The 15,744-nt window shown below is 58.6% G+C and carries 22 protein-coding genes; 6 read left to right on the top strand and 16 right to left on the bottom strand.

All coding sequences use genetic code 11. The annotated features are described in order from the left end of the window. Positions 1 to 7: 7 nt before the first annotated feature. From AABC73_RS14065 to AABC73_RS13995, 15 genes are all read right to left on the bottom strand, one after another. The gene (locus AABC73_RS14065) at positions 8 to 1,036 is read right to left on the bottom strand and encodes a peptidase (RefSeq protein WP_341521538.1); all 1,029 of its coding nucleotides are present in this window, start codon (positions 1,034 to 1,036) and stop codon (positions 8 to 10) included. A 236-nt stretch (positions 1,037 to 1,272) separates the two neighbouring features. After that, positions 1,273 to 1,749 (bottom strand): phage virion morphogenesis protein, encoded by a 477-nt coding sequence (locus AABC73_RS14060; RefSeq protein ID WP_341521537.1) that lies wholly within the window; start codon positions 1,747 to 1,749, stop codon positions 1,273 to 1,275. 1 nt (position 1,750) lies between these two features. Then, a complete protein-coding gene (locus AABC73_RS14055) occupies positions 1,751 to 2,596 on the bottom strand; it encodes a phage minor head protein (RefSeq protein WP_341521536.1) in 846 nt (281 codons plus the stop codon). Between the two features lies 1 nt (position 2,597). Next, the gene (locus AABC73_RS14050) at positions 2,598 to 4,097 is read right to left on the bottom strand and encodes a DUF935 family protein (RefSeq protein ID WP_341521535.1); all 1,500 of its coding nucleotides are present in this window, start codon (positions 4,095 to 4,097) and stop codon (positions 2,598 to 2,600) included. Further along, entirely contained in the window at positions 4,094 to 5,713 is a 1,620-nt protein-coding gene (locus AABC73_RS14045; protein WP_341521534.1) for a hypothetical protein, read from the bottom strand. Before AABC73_RS14045 ends, AABC73_RS14050 begins: the two co-directional genes overlap by 4 nt. Next, entirely contained in the window at positions 5,710 to 6,258 is a 549-nt protein-coding gene (locus AABC73_RS14040; RefSeq protein WP_083359081.1) for a phage protein Gp27 family protein, read from the bottom strand. Before AABC73_RS14040 ends, AABC73_RS14045 begins: the two co-directional genes overlap by 4 nt. Positions 6,259 to 6,261: 3 nt before the next feature. Further along, positions 6,262 to 6,555 carry a hypothetical protein gene (locus AABC73_RS14035; protein WP_083359080.1) on the bottom strand — a complete coding sequence of 98 codons (294 nt, stop codon included), beginning with the start codon at positions 6,553 to 6,555 and terminating at the stop codon, positions 6,262 to 6,264. Further along, positions 6,552 to 6,857 carry a DUF2730 domain-containing protein gene (locus AABC73_RS14030; protein ID WP_083359079.1) on the bottom strand — a complete coding sequence of 102 codons (306 nt, stop codon included), beginning with the start codon at positions 6,855 to 6,857 and terminating at the stop codon, positions 6,552 to 6,554. The genes AABC73_RS14035 and AABC73_RS14030 overlap by 4 nt, the downstream gene beginning before the upstream one ends. Then, positions 6,847 to 7,071, bottom strand: coding sequence for a TraR/DksA C4-type zinc finger protein (locus AABC73_RS14025; protein WP_083359078.1), 225 nt, complete (start codon positions 7,069 to 7,071; stop codon positions 6,847 to 6,849). Before AABC73_RS14025 ends, AABC73_RS14030 begins: the two co-directional genes overlap by 11 nt. A 6-nt stretch (positions 7,072 to 7,077) precedes the next feature. Beyond that, a complete protein-coding gene (locus AABC73_RS14020) occupies positions 7,078 to 7,692 on the bottom strand; it encodes a lysis protein (protein ID WP_341524093.1) in 615 nt (204 codons plus the stop codon). Between the two features lie 270 nt (positions 7,693 to 7,962). Beyond that, the gene (locus AABC73_RS14015) at positions 7,963 to 8,178 is read right to left on the bottom strand and encodes a hypothetical protein (protein ID WP_341524092.1); all 216 of its coding nucleotides are present in this window, start codon (positions 8,176 to 8,178) and stop codon (positions 7,963 to 7,965) included. Next, positions 8,175 to 8,675 carry a structural protein gene (locus AABC73_RS14010; protein ID WP_341524091.1) on the bottom strand — a complete coding sequence of 167 codons (501 nt, stop codon included), beginning with the start codon at positions 8,673 to 8,675 and terminating at the stop codon, positions 8,175 to 8,177. The genes AABC73_RS14015 and AABC73_RS14010 overlap by 4 nt, the downstream gene beginning before the upstream one ends. 132 nt (positions 8,676 to 8,807) lie before the next feature. Then, positions 8,808 to 9,227, bottom strand: coding sequence for a hypothetical protein (locus tag AABC73_RS14005; protein ID WP_341524090.1), 420 nt, complete (start codon positions 9,225 to 9,227; stop codon positions 8,808 to 8,810). A gap of 15 nt (positions 9,228 to 9,242) precedes the next feature. Continuing rightward, positions 9,243 to 9,854, bottom strand: a complete 612-nt coding sequence (locus tag AABC73_RS14000; protein ID WP_341524089.1) for a hypothetical protein — start codon at positions 9,852 to 9,854, stop codon at positions 9,243 to 9,245. Between the two features lie 2 nt (positions 9,855 to 9,856). Continuing rightward, complete coding sequence (locus tag AABC73_RS13995; protein ID WP_341524088.1) at positions 9,857 to 10,285, bottom strand: helix-turn-helix domain-containing protein; 429 nt, start codon at positions 10,283 to 10,285, stop codon at positions 9,857 to 9,859. Between the two features lie 110 nt (positions 10,286 to 10,395). Here AABC73_RS13995 and AABC73_RS13990 point away from each other — a divergent pair, with 110 nt between their 5' ends. Beyond that, the gene (locus AABC73_RS13990) at positions 10,396 to 10,635 is read left to right on the top strand and encodes a DNA-binding protein (protein ID WP_341524087.1); all 240 of its coding nucleotides are present in this window, start codon (positions 10,396 to 10,398) and stop codon (positions 10,633 to 10,635) included. Positions 10,636 to 10,680: 45 nt separating this feature from the next. On the opposite strand, the gene AABC73_RS13985 is transcribed toward AABC73_RS13990, so the two are convergent. Beyond that, positions 10,681 to 10,941 (bottom strand): hypothetical protein, encoded by a 261-nt coding sequence (locus AABC73_RS13985; RefSeq protein ID WP_083359071.1) that lies wholly within the window; start codon positions 10,939 to 10,941, stop codon positions 10,681 to 10,683. A gap of 111 nt (positions 10,942 to 11,052) precedes the next feature. Between AABC73_RS13985 and AABC73_RS13980 the strand changes: the two genes are divergently transcribed. The 5 genes from AABC73_RS13980 to AABC73_RS13960 are packed head-to-tail and all read left to right on the top strand — an operon-like array spanning position 11,053 to position 15,743. Beyond that, entirely contained in the window at positions 11,053 to 11,532 is a 480-nt protein-coding gene (locus AABC73_RS13980; RefSeq protein WP_083359070.1) for a hypothetical protein, read from the top strand. Further along, positions 11,529 to 11,831, top strand: coding sequence for a helix-turn-helix domain-containing protein (locus tag AABC73_RS13975; protein ID WP_341524086.1), 303 nt, complete (start codon positions 11,529 to 11,531; stop codon positions 11,829 to 11,831). Before AABC73_RS13980 ends, AABC73_RS13975 begins: the two co-directional genes overlap by 4 nt. A 10-nt stretch (positions 11,832 to 11,841) precedes the next feature. Continuing rightward, positions 11,842 to 12,783: a hypothetical protein gene (locus tag AABC73_RS13970; protein WP_341524085.1), complete on the top strand. Its 942-nt coding sequence runs from the start codon at positions 11,842 to 11,844 to the stop codon at positions 12,781 to 12,783. Positions 12,784 to 12,786: 3 nt separating this feature from the next. After that, positions 12,787 to 14,562 (top strand): integrase, encoded by a 1,776-nt coding sequence (locus AABC73_RS13965; RefSeq protein WP_341524084.1) that lies wholly within the window; start codon positions 12,787 to 12,789, stop codon positions 14,560 to 14,562. After that, complete coding sequence (locus tag AABC73_RS13960; RefSeq protein WP_341524083.1) at positions 14,562 to 15,743, top strand: AAA family ATPase; 1,182 nt, start codon at positions 14,562 to 14,564, stop codon at positions 15,741 to 15,743. Before AABC73_RS13965 ends, AABC73_RS13960 begins: the two co-directional genes overlap by 1 nt. The last annotated feature ends 1 nt before the right edge of the window (position 15,744 follow it).

The raw sequence follows: 15,744 nt of genomic DNA, 5'->3' as shown, positions 1-15,744 counted from the left end.
GAGCCTCCTATCGTTTCGAGCGGGCTTCGGCGTCAGCCACAAGCGGGTTAATGGATTTGTCCAGGACCTTGCCAGCACGTTGCTTGGAGGCCTGCTCGCTGAAGCTGACAGCACCGGTCAGCTCCTTGAACACGGATTTCAAGCCTTCGCTGAGCGGCTGGCGGTCGTCGGCCTCGCCAAACTCCAGAGGCTTATCGCTCTTGTCGCCGGCCTCGGCGTAGTCCAGCGCAGCGACCACAGCGGCCACGTGGGCAGGCTTCATGCCGCTGGCCACCAGCTGCTCGGCGAATTCTGTGTTGCCGGTATGGATCGCTTCCTGGGTCGCGGCTTTGTCGGCCTTGTCGCGGCGGGCGATCTGGGCTTTAAGACGCTCGTTGTCCGCCGTCAATACGGCCTGTTCTTCCTCGGTCACGGGATTTACCTCAGTGGTGGGTTTGGGTTCTGAATAGGAAGGGCCTGCATCCAGGTCATTGCGGCGCGCCTGCTCGGCAAGGCTGTCGATCTCCCAGGACGGAGCCACCTTGTCAGCAGTTTCAGCGCCGAACTGGCCGATCAGGAACTCACGGAATTTGCGCCACAAGCCCGAACTGATCTCGTGCCCGTAGTCGCCGAACTCGACGACACCTTCATCGGTGTCAGCCAGATCGATGGAACGCAGCCCCTTGATCGAAGGCGGCTGGGCTCCGAGAAAGCCGACGTGGCGCAGGTAGTACACGCCAGGCACTGGGTTGCTCGGTGAGTCGGGGTGATAGAACGAGGCGGAGATCTTCTTGTAGCTGCCTTTGCCGATCAGCTCGGCGAACGCCGGGTCGACCTGCTGCGGCACGGCGATCAAGCCTTCAGCTGTTGCCTGAAGAGACTTCACCCAGCCCATTGCCGGGTCATCGTGCTTGGGATGGCCAATCACCAATGGCGCTTCGTGCAATGCCGGTGAGTAAGCACTCACCGTGGCGGCCAGATCACTTTCGCTGAAGTTGAAGCTGGCACCGCTCATGGCGGTATGGGTACCCGGCTTGAAAATATGGAGTGGCTTCATGGCTATTGGCGTGCGCTTGATGGGGTAAGCACACAGCCTGATGCAATGGACTGCCAGAGACTTTTAATCGGCTTTAAAGAGTTATCGCGAGGGAATGTGATGAAGTGTTCGGGATATGCACCCGATCAACAGGGGCAAAGGACGGCAGCGGGGATTTATAAAGCATATACAGCGGACTTCGGGGGTGTGGCGTGATGAACCGGGGCGCTGAACGCCCCTAATCGCCTCCTGCGGCCTTACACGCGGGCCGCTTTTCCCAGGCGCATCATCGCCAGATCAAGGATTGCTTCCTCGGCTTCGGGCTGCACGACACCCTCGGCGTCCATCGGCAGGTAAGGTCGAGCGGGAATATCGCCCCAGAGATGAGGGAACTCCGCCTTGGTACCGCCGAAGTGCATCATGGCCGCATAGGGCTTGTTACTGCCAACCACGGCTGAGCTATCGGTGGCATAGGTGGAGATGGATGCTGCCAAGCCAGCGGAACTGACCTGCAGCATTTGACCTGGCCACGTCCCATCCTTTTCGCGCTGGCCGATACGCACGTCAGACAAATCGGCCCAATCTGGACGGCCTTGCTCCTCCAGATTCTCCTCGGTGATGCTGCCCAGCTCTGCGGCAACTGATCGCATCAAAGGCGCGAGATCTCCTACAGCCCATTCAACCTTGCGCAGCACATCTTGCAAGCGCTGCTGATCCAGCTCGACGGTGAACATGTCATTGCTCCTGCTGGGCGGAGGCTGCCTGTTTGCGCTTGAGCGCCTCGGCCAAACCTGCACCTGGTGCGTGATTGAAACCCGGATCGGTGCTGAAAACCGCGACCCGACCTTCGCTATCGGTGGTGCGCAAGGATGTCACCTGGGCGGTGCGGATCTCGCCGGTACGCTTGTCCGCGCCGATTTCAACCGTTCTTGTTTGCATGCGACCCTCGCTGCTGTCGACCGTAAATCCACGACGCTTCAGGGCGGCCTCAGTCAGCGACGTGATACGGCATCGGCAGTTGAACCCGTTGGGCGGATAGATCGATGACCACACAGGATCATCATGGCGATAGACCTTGCCACTCAGTGCGCGATGGCTGGGCCGCGTCATGCCATCCAGGATGGCGACATAACGCCAGTAAGGGTGCGTATCTGCCGTCTCTTCCATGCTGGCCTTGCGACCAGCCATATAGGCGCTCTGCAGATTGGTCTGGTAGATCGTTTTCAGGCGGCGCGGACTGCCCAGTTGCACCATCTCGGCACCGCCGCTGCTGTCGACGATCACCTGCTTGCCCCACCAGCCCTGCGCCTCCAGGACAGGCTGCAATGCCTTGGTGAACTGCTTGAGGGTCTGACCATCCTGCAACGCCGTTTCCAGTGCGCCGCGAATATCCGACAGCAGATCGAGGCGCATAGCCTTGGCGACGGTGAATGCTTGGTCGTGCGCCTGGTCGAGCATCTCCTGCCAGTTCCAGGTAATCGCATAGCCCTTCGATTTCATGTACTCCACCGCATTCTCCGGCTCCAGGCCAAAGATGGCTTTGAGGTCGGCAGGCGACGGCATTTTGGATGAGGTGGCCATGTCAGTCCTCCCGATCGGCAGCTGCTGTCAATCGGCCCCACATGTCTGCCATGAACATCAACTTGGTGAGTGTCTGCTGCAGCGCCTGATCGTCCATCTGCGGATAGGCTTCAGCCAGCAATCCCAATGCCTCGGTTTCAGTTCGGCCTTGCTGCAAGGCTTCGATCAACGGCGCGATCGCTTTTTCGGCTTGCTCCTGCAGCAGCTGCGCGGGCAACGCATCAATGACCTGATCAAGCGCGACCTGGTCGAGAACCGGCTTGAGCGTGGCCTCGGCAAACTCTGCCGTGGGTGCGGTGGCCACCTCTGGGGCAGCGAGGTCTCCTTCCTGCAGGTTGTAGGTACGCATCCAGTAAGCCTGGGTGAACTTGACGCCTGCGTCGGTGAGGTTCTTATCACGCTCAGCCAGCGTTTTATCGATCTCGTCCTGCTCCCACAAGTCGTACAGGGGAGCGGCCACGGATTCGCCGAAGTTGAGATCCACGATCCGTCGAATAACGCCGTTGATCGCAGCGGCCACGATGCCTGCGTCGCCGTCGCGAATGTCGTTGGTGACTTCGGCACCAGCTGTCGCGCTGGCCCGGTTGCTTTCCTTCTCGGTGGTCTGGTTTTGCCCGAGCATGGCCACGTTGATTTCACTGCGGCAGTACTCCAGCAACTCGCGGTACACGTCGGCGCTGTCGGCCTTGCCTGCTGCCTCAACGATAGACACGCTGGAGTCGTCCGGGATCGCGGCAACCGCGTCCTGGACCATGGCTTCCAGACTATCGAGCAGCAGATCGGTTTCTTCATTGGTCGCGCCGCGTGGGTGCTTACCGATTACCCAAGGGCTGCCGTATTTCTCGGTGAACTGCACCCAGAACTTTAAGCCGCCCTTCATGAACACGGCAGGCCAGAAGCACATGGACAGGTCGGGGAAGCCGTAAGGGTTCGCGTAGGTCGCGTCCTGGCGGGCCACGACGAAGCGCATCGGGTCGCACAGTTCGCCGTCCTGGCCTGCCTCTTTGGAACGAAAGCGTAGCGCGTTGTCCTGGTCGTAGAAAAACCACTCGGCCGGTTTGCCCAGCACATCCTCTGGCACGGTGAACAAACCGACTGGCTGCCACATCAACTCGACAGGCTGGTACCCGAACAGCGGCGCATCGAGCAGCTCGCGAATGATCCGGTCCAGATCCAGGTCGGTGAGCCAGTCACGGATGAAACGGTCGACCTTGGTCGGCGCATTGGCACGTTTCAGGTCGCGCTCCAAGGCCAGCACAGCAGACTTACGTCGACGGACGTTACCGCCGACCAGGGCGGCGCTACGCAGGTCGCGATACACGGTGATGTCTTTGCCCTGGGCCTTGAGGATCGGGTCAGGGTTCGGCAGGTTGACGCCGCCCATGCTGCCCGCATCGATGCGACCGCGTGTGGCGATGTGATTGGTGAGACTGGACGACCGCTTCGCTTCGGAGAAGCGTACAAACTCGGTGGGGCTGACCCACACACCTTGGTTTTTCATGCGTACCCCTGGGTAATTTTCCGGCCCTGACGGGGGCTGCGAGATTTGACGCTCACCGGCCCGGAGGTCACTTCAAGCGTGGCGAAGTTGGCGAGCGAACCAGCACCTGCAAAGTCGCCGTGGCGGTACAAGTCAGGGTCTTTAAGGTCTTGCGAGCGGGCTTTGACGATCATAGGAATGCCGTCCACGGTTTCGATGGAGCGTATGTCCTGGTGCAGTGAGTCGTCCTTGGGCATCGTTATCGTGGCGTCTTCGAACAGCTGCACGAATTTCGGCATCCATGCGCCGTACCAGGCCCGACTGATCTTCACCTGGTGAATTCGGTTACGGCCAAATTCATCAGCGGTATCTTCGGCGAGGGTTTCGCCACTGCCGGTGGCATCCAGTGCGGCACCCACGAACTGGGGAAGACGCCGCAAAATGTAGAACAGGATCTGCTGCTGCTGGCGGGTCGGCACCTTGTGCATCTCGACTACGAAAGGCACGTCGCGGTGGCGTGCGTGATCTACCGACATTGGGCAGATGATCGAAAAGTCACGGTGGCGGGCATAGTCCATGCCCAGAAAATGGCGCAGCGAGCCATTCAGCGTTGTGATCAAAGGAGCCAGATAGCGCTCAATCCAGTCGTCAACGTAGGCTTCGCGACGATAAACAGGCTGCAGCGTGAAGTCGTCATCGAGCGCCAGCCGCAGCACGGTGCGGTCAGGACGCATGGCTTCCTCGATCCAGACACCAGGGATACAGACGCCATTGCCATCACGCGGGATCGCGTCAAGCTCCTCACGCATTTGCGCCTTGCGCGGCCCATAGGCATTGCGGATCTTCTTGTACCAGGCCTCTTTGCCTTCCGGCGTTGGCGCTTCACCCGTCATGAAGCACACGCGCTCATACAACCCATTGGCGACCGCATCGTCGAACGTTGCTCGATAGACCTTGGCGGTGTCGCCATAGCGGTTGTCGCGGATGTCGCTGGCCATCTGGTTGAAGGGGTTTGATTTGCCGTTGTGGGTGCTGATGATGACGATGCAGCCGCCCCAGATCAGCAAGGCGGTTGCGGCATCGAGCACGGCGGAAACGTCCCGGTGAAAGGCCGCTTCGTCGATGATCACCTTGCCTTGTAAGCCACGCAGGCTGGCTGGGTTACTGGACAAAGCGACGATCTTGAAGCCAGAGGCGAAGCGAATCCGGTAGGCGTTGATCTGCCGCGTGCTGCCGCTGATGTCCTGATCTTCGAAGAGAAACTCCTCGATCGCACTGACCCCGGACGCCTGAGCCTCGGCCATCACCCGGCTGAACTTGGCGCAATAGCCAATGAACTCAAGCCCCTTTTCCTTGGTGTCGCCGATGTAAAAGCCATCCATGCCCCCGGCGCTTTTCTGCGACGCGGCGGTGATGACCGTGTCGAGGGCTTCGGCGAAGGTGATGCCGGTGCGGCGGCCTTTCTCGCACAGCTTGATCTGCGCCCGGATACCCAGCCACTCGGCTTGGTGAGCCATCAGAACACCGTCACCCAGCGGGTCGTACCCTTCGGGAATGAGCCGAACGCTTTCTGGCAGCTCGTCCCATTCGATGACGCGCAAAGTGCTGGAGGACGGCTTGATTACTGAGGCGCTCATCGAACCCCCAGAAACTTCTGACGCCAGAACAGTGCCTGCTCTTCGGTCATGCCCTTGGCCTTGACCGTGTTGTCCAGCTCGGCGGCTTGCTCCTGGAGGATCCGCTCACGAGTTGCTTTCTCGATGGTCTGGCGCTCCTTGACGCTCATAGTCCGCGCTTCCATGGTGGCCTTGGCGGCACGCGCCAGGGCCGTCACTTCGGCGATGGTCACGTCATCCTTCTCATGCGCGCCCATGGCCGCCTGATAGGTCAGCGTCGAGATCGCCTCGACCAGCAGCACGCCGGTCTTGTCCGAAGCGTCCTCACCAAAGGCGCCCACAAACGCCTCCGCCATTTCGCGCTGCTGGCGCGCCTTCTGCGTCAGCTCCTCGAACCCCTGCCTGAAACGTCCCAGGGCGCTCCGGCTCGGGGCTTTTTCATTGGGAAAGCGGGCCCGAATATCATCGAGCATGTCATCCAGGGTGAGGCGGTCTTCGCGCAGCAGCTTCTGGATGTAGCTCTTGACCATTGGCTGCAGGCGATCGATTGAGGACTTGCCAGCCATGGGTCAGGCCCCCGGCCGTTTGATGCCTGGAACGCGGGCACGCCCTGCAGCAATGTCCTGGCCGCGCTCAGTCAGGGTTGCCACGACCACCGGACCCACATCGGAAAGCGTCAGTGCTCCCTGTTCGGCCAACCAGTGCAGCTCGGTCTTGACCTGGTCACGACTGAGCGTGTGACCGTAGTCGTCCAGGGCCATGGTCAAGACGGAGCTGTTAGCCCGATAGGCCGTCATTTCGACCAGCAGGCGCAGTACTACCAGACGGATGTCATGGCGAAGAAACTCGGAATAGGCTGTCATTTTTTATCTCGCAGCAGGTAATCGTTAATCCGGTCCAGCGATCGGGACAAAGGGGCCAGAGCATCCTTGACCCCCGTCAGTTCGGATCGCATGGCTTTCATGTCGCCGAGTAGATCGGTCACTGCCGAATGGTCTGGCAAGTGCCGAACGTGCTCCTCAAGAGCGATGATGCGGGTGCGCAAGACCATCATTTCCTGAGCACTGGCGGCCTGGCGGTTGGTGAACCAGGTGTAAACCCCCAGCACGGCCATAACGACCCACTGAACGGTCTTGAGGCTGAAGCTGGCTTCGTCAAAGTTCATCACATGCCTCACTCAACAGTTGCAGGGTGCAAACGCATTCAGCGCAATGCTCGGTGCCAGGCTCTGCCTGACGCCGATCCTCCGGGATCGCATCGCCGCATTCCTCGCAACGATACCCGGAGCTGCCCGATCGGTGCTGCAGCGCATTGCGCCGGACGTGCTGTATCGCCTCAGCTTCGTCGGTGTCATCCGTGACAGGTTCTACAAAATCCATGCAGGGTCAGTCCTTTTGCAGGTCGAGCAGCGAGTTGAGTTGAGCCAGGTTGTCTCGGGCCCAGCGCCCGTAGTCCTGGGCATGAGCAAGAATGTCTGCAGGGGTAACGCCACTTTCCAATAGTTCGGCGTCAGTGCTGGGGGCGGCGCTGGCCGCTTTTGCAGAAGCACTGGTAGCGGTAGTCGAACTGGCGGCGGGCACACCAAGGGCGGCGTTGTAGTCGCGCAGCCAGCCAGCAGTGAAAACGCAATGAGGGATAGGCTGAGGAGCCGCCGCCACTGATGTTTTGTATTGAGTGGTGACATGGGGAATTCGCTCCTGCAGCTGCTTAACGTCGTCGGCGTGCATGCCGAATTGCTGGAATAGTGATTCCTCGGCAGCCTGGGCGCGGGTGACCTGGCGCAGCAGATCGCTCTGGGTTTGAGTTGCGGCCTGCAAGGCGGCTTCCGCATGCTTGGCTTCCAGCTGACTGAACCTGGCAGCGCCTTCGGCTTCCGCTTTCTTGTAGCCGTCCGTCCATTTCGATTGGCCGTACAGGTACACGAGCACCACGACGGCAATGACCAGGACAATCTGCCAACGCGTCAGTAACCATTTCAAAGCGGCTTCAAGGGCGACCATGGCCGTCTCCCTGCCAGAACCGAGCCTTTCGTGCGCGGCGCTTGGCACTCGCTGTGCCGGTTTTGGCGAGACGGTATTGAGGGAGCGGTGAGTGGTGTCCCCAAGGCCCCGGCGCGGCAATACCAGGTGAGGCAAATGGCCTTCCGGCACTGGCAAGCGGGCAGACCTCTCGGCAAGGGGCAGGAATGACGAGCGCGACGCATGACCGTGCCAGCTCGACACACGACCGCGCCAGTACCCCTAAAGCGACTCCCATCAAGAGTATGCGCATTAAGCGAACTCCTGATCTGGGCCTTGCTTGACCAGGCGCACGACGAAAAGCAGCAAAGCCAGGAGGCTGTTGGCAGTCGCGTATGCATCGGGCGAAAGCTGGGCCTGCCACATGGGCAACAGCGTTACCTGGGCGAAGCCGAAGAAGGCGATCAGCACCCCCAGCTGGACGCTGTACAGGCGATAGCAGCGCTTCCACTCAGGGATGAGTTTCATGCTGGAGCACCCGCCTGCCGACCGTGCTGCGCGCCCCGAACAATCCCCGCTAGCTGCAGGCCATCGGAGATGATTGGGTAGCCATACCACAGCCCCTCAGGTAACGGACCTGGGCCATTTTCATGACGGATGATCGCCACAACCAGGTCGCGCATCGTTTCGAAGTTGTACACATCGACGACGGCATCGTCGGGGCCGATCCCCAGCACGCGGGAAACGGTGGCCACATAGGCCTTGGTATCGTTTTCGTTAGGCGGAGCCCAGCGTTCGATGATCTCGCGAACAGTGTCGATCTGACTGCCGTCACCAGCGCGCCGCTTGTCCTGGTACGTGATAAGAACGCGGGCGAGCGCCCGAATACCCCAGCGCGGGCCATTAAATTGGACGAATGCGGTGTCAGTTTGAACTTCGGCTTGACCCTGCCAGCGGACGCCACGGGCGTGGCGGATGTTGCCGGGATTGAAGTTGCGGATACCACGGGGGTTTTCGGGTCGCATACACGTCTCCTGCCGGGCACCCGTCGTGATTGCGGATGCCAGAAATACACACGCCGCCATAATCGGCGGCGTGGGTCAGGAGTGCTTTTAATCGCGTTTAAAGAGATGACTGCAGGCGGAAGCTCGACTTGATTACTTAACAATGCCCGTGGCGCGGTAAAGTCCCCGAGCGCCAGCTACCGCATCCGAATGGGTGCTCCCAGCGATACGATTCACAGCATACAAAGACATCAACTCAGTGCAATCCTGCTTGTCCTTTACCCCCAAAAGCGCTGCGTTAACCCCTTCGATGATATCCGTCGCCTCCGCGTATTGATCCTTCTCGCGAATCTTTTTGGTGATGAACCATGCGACATTGGCAAGCTTCTCCTCATTCTCGAAATCGCATACGGTCAGCCCTCTTATGAGTGCGGCCTGCGTACGCCTTACCTCTGGCGAGCTGTCCTTTAGGGATCTATCTAGGCTCAATTCCGTTAGTTTTTCCGCGATGTTTGGCTGCGCATTCGCTGCCATCGACACAAAAGAAGCCAAAACCAAAACTAATACTTTCACAGGAGCTCCCACGGGTTATGAAAACCAGAATCTGCTTACGATGATGCCAGACATGAACAGCCAGAAGGCATTTGCTTTATAGGTGATAAGGAACTCACGAAGCGGGAGCCGAGATGTAATTGCCGAGTCTGGTTGGATTACGCTTTTGTCCGCAGGGAGCGGGCGCAACTGAAAACCCTGGATAAATTCCAGAACCCGCTGGAGGTCGGCTCGCTGGAAGTTGTTGAGATGGGTGCGCCCGAAGGCCAGATCACAAAAGTTGTTCAGTTCGGCTTTGGCGTCCTTCTCGGTTGCCGCACGAAGAATTTTGCCGACCAGCCTACGTTTGTTCTCCTCATCCACCAACATATCCAGGCGCGCCTGTAGCACGGCGCGAGCGTCCTGAAATTGGCTGGCGGTAATCTCGTCGATTTGCTTCACGCTCAGCTCTGCAAAAACGCGACGCCAGATATCCTTCGAGTCAGCTCCCAACTCAACGCATTTCAACCCAAGCTCGTAAAGACCTTGCTTCTGGGCTGGCACCAATCCACGCGACTCCAACTTACCGGCAACACTGATCTGGATGCCGTAGTTGTTTATATCGCCCTCGGTGTACTGGCCGATACCTTCATGGAACTCCCTCCTCACAGCTACTTCTTCCTTCTGCTGCTGCCGCCCACATTCAAGGTCAGTCCGGTCTGATCAACAGAGCCTTCGATGTACTGGCCCACTTCTTTGAACTTGCGCCCCGGCGCCTGCGGGGATGTCCCACCAAGTAAAACGCGCAGTGCTGCGTCCCTGAGCGCTGACGGGCTCTCACGGTAACGGGCTAACAGCAATGCCTCTTCAGCCGTCAATGGGGAAGCCCAGGGTTCCGGACTGATATCACCCAGGAGCACCCAGCTTGGCGATGTTCCGAATTGCGTGTGAAGCGTCATGAGCGATGACCCGTCAGGCAAGGCGTCGTTTGCCTCCCATCTAGTAATTGTCTTTCGATTCACTCCTAAGCGGTCAGCAAAAGCTCCAATTTTCATCTCGCCGCGTACGTGAGCGATGCGGCTGCCAACGCTATCAGACATAAAAGTCCCTTGACTCTGAGACGTTAATGTCTCAATAATCGCCACACACCAATCAGTGTCGCACTAACGACTAACTGATTAGCAATCTAAGCGCCCATAGGAACCCGCCCATGAACGTCCCTTATCCGCCGCCTAAAAAGAAACCCTACACCGCCGATCGGGTCCGAGAGCTTTTCAGTGCAGCAGGCGTATCCATTTCAAGCTGGGCCGAGGCAAACGGCTATACCCGGCACCAGGTGTACTGCGTAATCGGTGGCCAATACAAAGGCAATCGCGGCAAATGTCACGAAGTCGCCTTGAAGCTGGGCATGAAGCTTTCTGTCGAACAACTCGCGGCAATTGCAGCATGAACGGCACCTTACCCTACGAGTTCGGTTTCGACATGCACCGGTCCGTCACTGGTCGCGGTTACGTTTTCCCGTCTTCACGTACCGAAAGTCAGCAAGCAATTGATCAGCCACTTCCTCAAGCGTCTGCACAACCGTTGCTCGATTCGGCACCTCAAGACGAAGCCGCTCACCAGCAATCCGAAGATCTGCCTGTAGCTTTTGCTCATCAAGCAAGCCGTTACGTTGAAGCGTTCCGGCCAGAATCATCACGCTGCGGGCAATGCCCTCAATGCGGCCAGCCAATTCATCAAATTCCTGCGTGGTCATTGTCATGACTCCGTTTGTCAATTTACCCCTAAACATTGCATCCAGTGCAAGCACTTTGCATAGGCGCAAACACGGACTTTGTTTGGAAGAGCTGTTTTTGGAGGCGTTCCAATGAGCAAGCGTCGCTGGAAATTGATTCGTCCGACCTCTTTGCGCAACGCCATGGAGCTATGCAAGGAGTACGCAAGGGAAGTGCACAACAAGGGCATGCAACGTATCTCCGACGAGATGGGCGTTACTGATCACTGGACGGTTTACAAGTGGCTGCAAACGGCGCGCATGCCAGCCTGCATGATCCGCCCCTATGAACAGGCTTGCGGCTGCGACTACATCACCCGCTGGATCGCTGCCAGCGCTGGTCGCCTCACTATCGAAATCCCGTCGGGCCGCAAATGCGCAGCCGAAGACATGCAGGCTCTGCAAGAGCTGCTGAACACTGCAGCCGGAAAGCTGATGGCGTTCTACGCCAAAAACAGCGAAGCCGACGAGACCCTCTCGGCTATTCAGTCGGCAATGGAATCGCTTGCTTGGCACCGGGGCAACGTAAGCCAGAGCAGCAACCCACAGCTCGACTTTGGAGAGCAGCCATGAGCGCAACCATCTCAGCGTCAGCGCGTGTCTTGCGCGTACTGAAAGCCTTGAAAGGCCATACCGTCACAGGGCTTAGCAATACGGAGCTCGCAAAGCTGACTGGCGACAGCCCGAGCAATATTACTCGCGCCATGCAAACCCTTATTGAAGAAGGGCTCGCGATGAAGCTTGACAACGGACGGTTTGCACACTCGGTTGGAATGCTGCAGATCGCCCAGGCCCACGCCGAGCACATGGTGCGACTGCAAGGCCGGATGCAAGAAATTAACCAGCGCATTGCTGCTGGCTCGACAAACTAAGGGGAACACCATGGCGCGTACAAAACTGGAAGTCACACCCGAAATCGAACTTCCCGCACTGGACGGCGAAACGCTAACCGCGAATCAGAATTTGATGTCGACCCTACTGTCCTCGCACAGCGATGAGCGTGACTTGGTAAATCAGATGCTAGGCCAAATTCAGATGAGCCGGGCAATCTCGAAATTTACCGACGTCGTGAGTTTGCAAAAGCTCAAGAGCATCAAGGAAAGCAAGATGTACCGGGCTCTTTCGGGCCAAAAGGGTTACGACAGCGAAGGCAACGAAATTGCCGACGTCGGCACTTTCGATGGTTTTTGTCGAGCGCTGGGAACCAGCGCCAGCAAGGTGGATGAGGACCTGAGAAACCTGGGCGTTTTTGGTGAAGAAGCCCTCCAACAACTGACTCAAATTGGAGCTGGGTACAGAGAGCTGCGCCAATACCGCCGCCTGCCGGAAGACCAGCAGGCCGCCCTGATCGAGGTCGCGAAAACCGGTGACAAGGACGCGTTTATTGATCTTGCCGAAGAAATCATCGCCAAGCACGCCAGGGAAAAAGAAGCACTGACCCTGCGCCTCGACGAAGTGAACGCGGACTACGACGCCCAGGGCGAAGTTATGGCGGCGAAAACCATGGAACTGGATAAAACCAAGATCGAGCTGGAGAAAGTCCGGGGCCACATTCAGAAGCTGGCCCCGAACGAAGTCACCGAGATGATTCGGCAGGAAGCGGGCAGACAAGCCTTTGCCGTCGAATCCAGCATCCTTGGCGAGCTACGTGAAGCCCTCACAGAGCTTTCGAAGCATGCCGAAGAAACCGGCGAAGACCAGCGCACATTCCAGGCTGGCTTAATACAGAACCTTGAGCTGACCCTTGCCGCCGTCCGTAGCGAGTTTTATTTGACCGACGCCCTGGTTAGTACGCCCGTCTGGCTAAACACGGCCGAGGCTTAATCCATGACGCCGGTACAAACCCAGCTCTTGGCTCGGATTGCCCAACAGGCAGCCAACGCCCCGCATGGCCAGCGCACTGCCATCTACAAGGCAGGCGCAGTCGAGCTGGGCGTATCGATCCAGACCTTACAGCGCAAGTTGAAGGACACCTCCATGACCAAGCCACGTAAACGCCGAAGCGATTCAGGCTGCAGCGCGCTGCCTCTGAACGAAGCGCAACTGATCTCGGCGGTTCTTCTGGAGTCGATCCGGGCCAACAACAAGCAGTTGTCGACGGTTGAGCGTGCGGTTGAACGCCTGCGCAGCAACAACATGATCATCGCAGGGCGTCTGGACGAAAAAACAGGTGTATTCACAGCCCTTTCAACCGGAGCAATCACTCGCGCTTTGCGGGCTTACACTTTGCACCCGGAACAGCTGCTGCATGACGCGCCCTCGGTATCGCTCGCGAGCAAGCATCCCAACCATGTCTGGCAGGTTGATGCGTCCATCTCTACCCAATATTACTTGGCAGATGACGGCGCACGAGCGATGAACCCTGCCGAGTTCTACGATGGCAAACCCGCCAACCTGAAGAAGATTGAGCGCCAGCGCCTTTGGCGCTATGTCATCACCGACCACACCAGCGGCACGCTTTACCTGGAATATGTGCTGGGTGCCGAATCCTCGGAAAACCTTTGCAACGTCCTGATCAACGCCATGCAAAAGCGGCATGAGTCAGATCCGTTCCATGGTGTGCCGTGGATGCTGATGACCGACCCAGGTGCAGCGATGACGAGTGGCATTTTTCGCAACCTGTGCCGCGCCATGTCTATCGAGCTGATCATCAACCAGGTAGGCAATGCCCGCGCCAAAGGCCAGGTTGAACAGGCACACAACTTGGTGGAGCGGGAATTCGAAAGCGCCTTGAAATTCCAAGCGGCCACCAGCCTGGAACAGATCAACGATTGGGCTGGGCAGTGGATGCGCTTTTACAACGCAACCTCAATCCACACCCGAACCAAACGCACTCGCTACGGCGTTTGGCAGCTGATCAAAGCTGACCACCTGCGCCTGGCGCCGAGTGTTGCGGTCTGCCGTGAGCTGGCGGTCAGCACGCCTGAAGAGCGCAAGGTCACGACCCTGATGCGCATCTCCTTCCGAGGTGCTCAGTTCGATGTGAGCAAAGTTCCAGGCGTCATGGTCGGCGAGAAATTGCTGGTGACCCGTAACTGCTGGAGAGACAAGGACGCGGCGTTGGTATTGCAGATCGGCGAAGACGGGCGCGAGCACTACCACGTGGTCGAGCGTCTCGACGTGGATCAGTTCGGCTTCTCCGAAGGATCTGCAACTATCGGCGAAAGCTTCAAAAGCCATGCCCAGACGCCAGCCCAGCTCTCTCGCAAAGTATTGGAGCAGCTCGCCACAGGCACAACCAACGAGGAGGACGCCAAGGCAGCACGCAAGGCCAAGACCCTACCGTTTGGCGGCATGATCGACCCGCACAAGCACATCACCGACACCGTTCTTCCTGCCTACATGCCGCGCCGTGGCACTTCGTTGAGCGTTAACGTGCCCACGGTTGACCATGCGCCACTCACGCACGTGGAGGCAGCCAAGCTTCTTCGCGTCCGATTGGGTTCTACGTGGTCAGGGGAAACCTTCTCCTGGCTGCAGAAACGATTCCCTGAAGGCGTGCCGCCTGAACAGCTCGATGCCATTGAGGCTGAGCTGAACCGTCCAGCAGAGGTGATACGCCAGCCGCTCAGCCTGGTGCGCTCTGCAGCTGGAGGCGAATGATGTTGAAGCTAAAGCAAGTGCTGAAAGGGCTGGGGCGACCTCAGTCCGCTCTGGCCGAGTCGCTGAAGCTCAGTGCGGCCACCATCGCCCAACTGATTAACCATGGTCAATGGCCTCGCAGCTTGGACAGTGCCGACTTACAGGGACGCATTCGAGCGTTCCTGGTCGAGTCAGGGGCCAACGATTCCGACATCGCCGATGCGTTTGAAAAAGTGGACCTGCCGTGCGTCAACACGGCAGGTCCGGCCCTAAATGAAGAGCCGTCCGGGGAGGACGAACCCATGCTACTACCAAAACAAACACTCAAGGCATCGACCCGCAAGGTATTTGGACTGTTTCGCGACCCCTTTGACGAGCTGCAGAGCGCCAAAGACATGTGGGTCAGCCCTGATATTCGCTACGTCCGCGAGGCCATGTACCAGGTCGCTCGGCACGGCGGCTTCCTGGCCATTGAGGGCGAATCAGGCGCAGGCAAAAGCACGTTGCGCCGTGATCTGATTAACCGCATTCAGGAAAACAACGACCTGGTAATCATCATCGAACCGTATGTGCTCGCGTCCGAAGACAATGACACCAAGGGTAAATCGCTAAAGAGCACTCACATCGCTGAGTCAATGATGGCTGCGGTCGCGCCACTGGAAAGAGCGAAAAGCAGCCCTGAGGCACGCTTTGCCCAGCTACACCGCGTCCTGAAAGAATCCCACGCCGCTGGTTATCGGCACTGCTTGGTCATCGAGGAGGCGCACAGCCTGCCGATCCCGACGCTCAAGCATCTCAAGCGCATCCTGGAGCTGGAGATCGGTTTTACCAAACTGGTCAGCATCATCATGATCGGCCAGCCGGAACTGGGGGTAAAACTGAGCGAGCGCAACGCTGACGTGCGTGAAGTTGTGCAGCGCTGCGAGCGTGTGACGCTACCCCCGATAGAAGGCAGCCGTCTCGACGAGTTCTTGTGGTTTCGTTTCGAGCGTGCAGGTAAAGACTTGCGCGAAATCATCGACGAAAGCGGCATCCAGGCCGTTGCTGCTCGACTGTCACAGACAGGGCGACGCGGTGGCCGTGATGAGTCTGTCTCGCTCCTGTACCCGCTGGCCATCGGCAACTTGGTAATTGCCGCGATGAACCTTGCGGCCGAGCTGGGCGTGCCCGTGGTTAACGCCGACATCGTGAAGGGGGTCTGAC

Source organism: Pseudomonas sp. G.S.17 (assembly GCF_038096165.1).
Classification (GTDB): Bacteria; Pseudomonadota; Gammaproteobacteria; order Pseudomonadales; family Pseudomonadaceae; genus Aquipseudomonas.
The sequence above is the reverse complement of the archived record's forward strand: the minus strand, read 5'-3'. Positions and strand labels throughout refer to the sequence as shown.

Coding starts and splice junctions, on each gene's coding strand:
- AABC73_RS14050 (WP_341521535.1), bottom strand. CDS start 4,097: ATGAAAAACCAAGGTGTGTGGGTCAGCCCCACCGAGTTTGTACGCTTC.
- AABC73_RS14010 (WP_341524091.1), bottom strand. CDS start 8,675: ATGCGACCCGAAAACCCCCGTGGTATCCGCAACTTCAATCCCGGCAAC.
- AABC73_RS14065 (WP_341521538.1), bottom strand. CDS start 1,036: ATGAAGCCACTCCATATTTTCAAGCCGGGTACCCATACCGCCATGAGC.
- AABC73_RS14015 (WP_341524092.1), bottom strand. CDS start 8,178: ATGAAACTCATCCCTGAGTGGAAGCGCTGCTATCGCCTGTACAGCGTC.
- AABC73_RS13965 (WP_341524084.1), top strand. CDS start 12,787: ATGACGCCGGTACAAACCCAGCTCTTGGCTCGGATTGCCCAACAGGCA.
- AABC73_RS13995 (WP_341524088.1), bottom strand. CDS start 10,285: ATGTCTGATAGCGTTGGCAGCCGCATCGCTCACGTACGCGGCGAGATG.
- AABC73_RS13980 (WP_083359070.1), top strand. CDS start 11,053: ATGAGCAAGCGTCGCTGGAAATTGATTCGTCCGACCTCTTTGCGCAAC.
- AABC73_RS13990 (WP_341524087.1), top strand. CDS start 10,396: ATGAACGTCCCTTATCCGCCGCCTAAAAAGAAACCCTACACCGCCGAT.
- AABC73_RS14030 (WP_083359079.1), bottom strand. CDS start 6,857: ATGAACTTTGACGAAGCCAGCTTCAGCCTCAAGACCGTTCAGTGGGTC.
- AABC73_RS14055 (WP_341521536.1), bottom strand. CDS start 2,596: ATGGCCACCTCATCCAAAATGCCGTCGCCTGCCGACCTCAAAGCCATC.
- AABC73_RS13970 (WP_341524085.1), top strand. CDS start 11,842: ATGGCGCGTACAAAACTGGAAGTCACACCCGAAATCGAACTTCCCGCA.
- AABC73_RS13960 (WP_341524083.1), top strand. CDS start 14,562: ATGTTGAAGCTAAAGCAAGTGCTGAAAGGGCTGGGGCGACCTCAGTCC.
- AABC73_RS14045 (WP_341521534.1), bottom strand. CDS start 5,713: ATGAGCGCCTCAGTAATCAAGCCGTCCTCCAGCACTTTGCGCGTCATC.
- AABC73_RS14060 (WP_341521537.1), bottom strand. CDS start 1,749: ATGTTCACCGTCGAGCTGGATCAGCAGCGCTTGCAAGATGTGCTGCGC.
- AABC73_RS14040 (WP_083359081.1), bottom strand. CDS start 6,258: ATGGCTGGCAAGTCCTCAATCGATCGCCTGCAGCCAATGGTCAAGAGC.
- AABC73_RS14020 (WP_341524093.1), bottom strand. CDS start 7,692: ATGGTCGCCCTTGAAGCCGCTTTGAAATGGTTACTGACGCGTTGGCAG.
- AABC73_RS14035 (WP_083359080.1), bottom strand. CDS start 6,555: ATGACAGCCTATTCCGAGTTTCTTCGCCATGACATCCGTCTGGTAGTA.
- AABC73_RS13975 (WP_341524086.1), top strand. CDS start 11,529: ATGAGCGCAACCATCTCAGCGTCAGCGCGTGTCTTGCGCGTACTGAAA.
- AABC73_RS13985 (WP_083359071.1), bottom strand. CDS start 10,941: ATGACCACGCAGGAATTTGATGAATTGGCTGGCCGCATTGAGGGCATT.
- AABC73_RS14025 (WP_083359078.1), bottom strand. CDS start 7,071: ATGGATTTTGTAGAACCTGTCACGGATGACACCGACGAAGCTGAGGCG.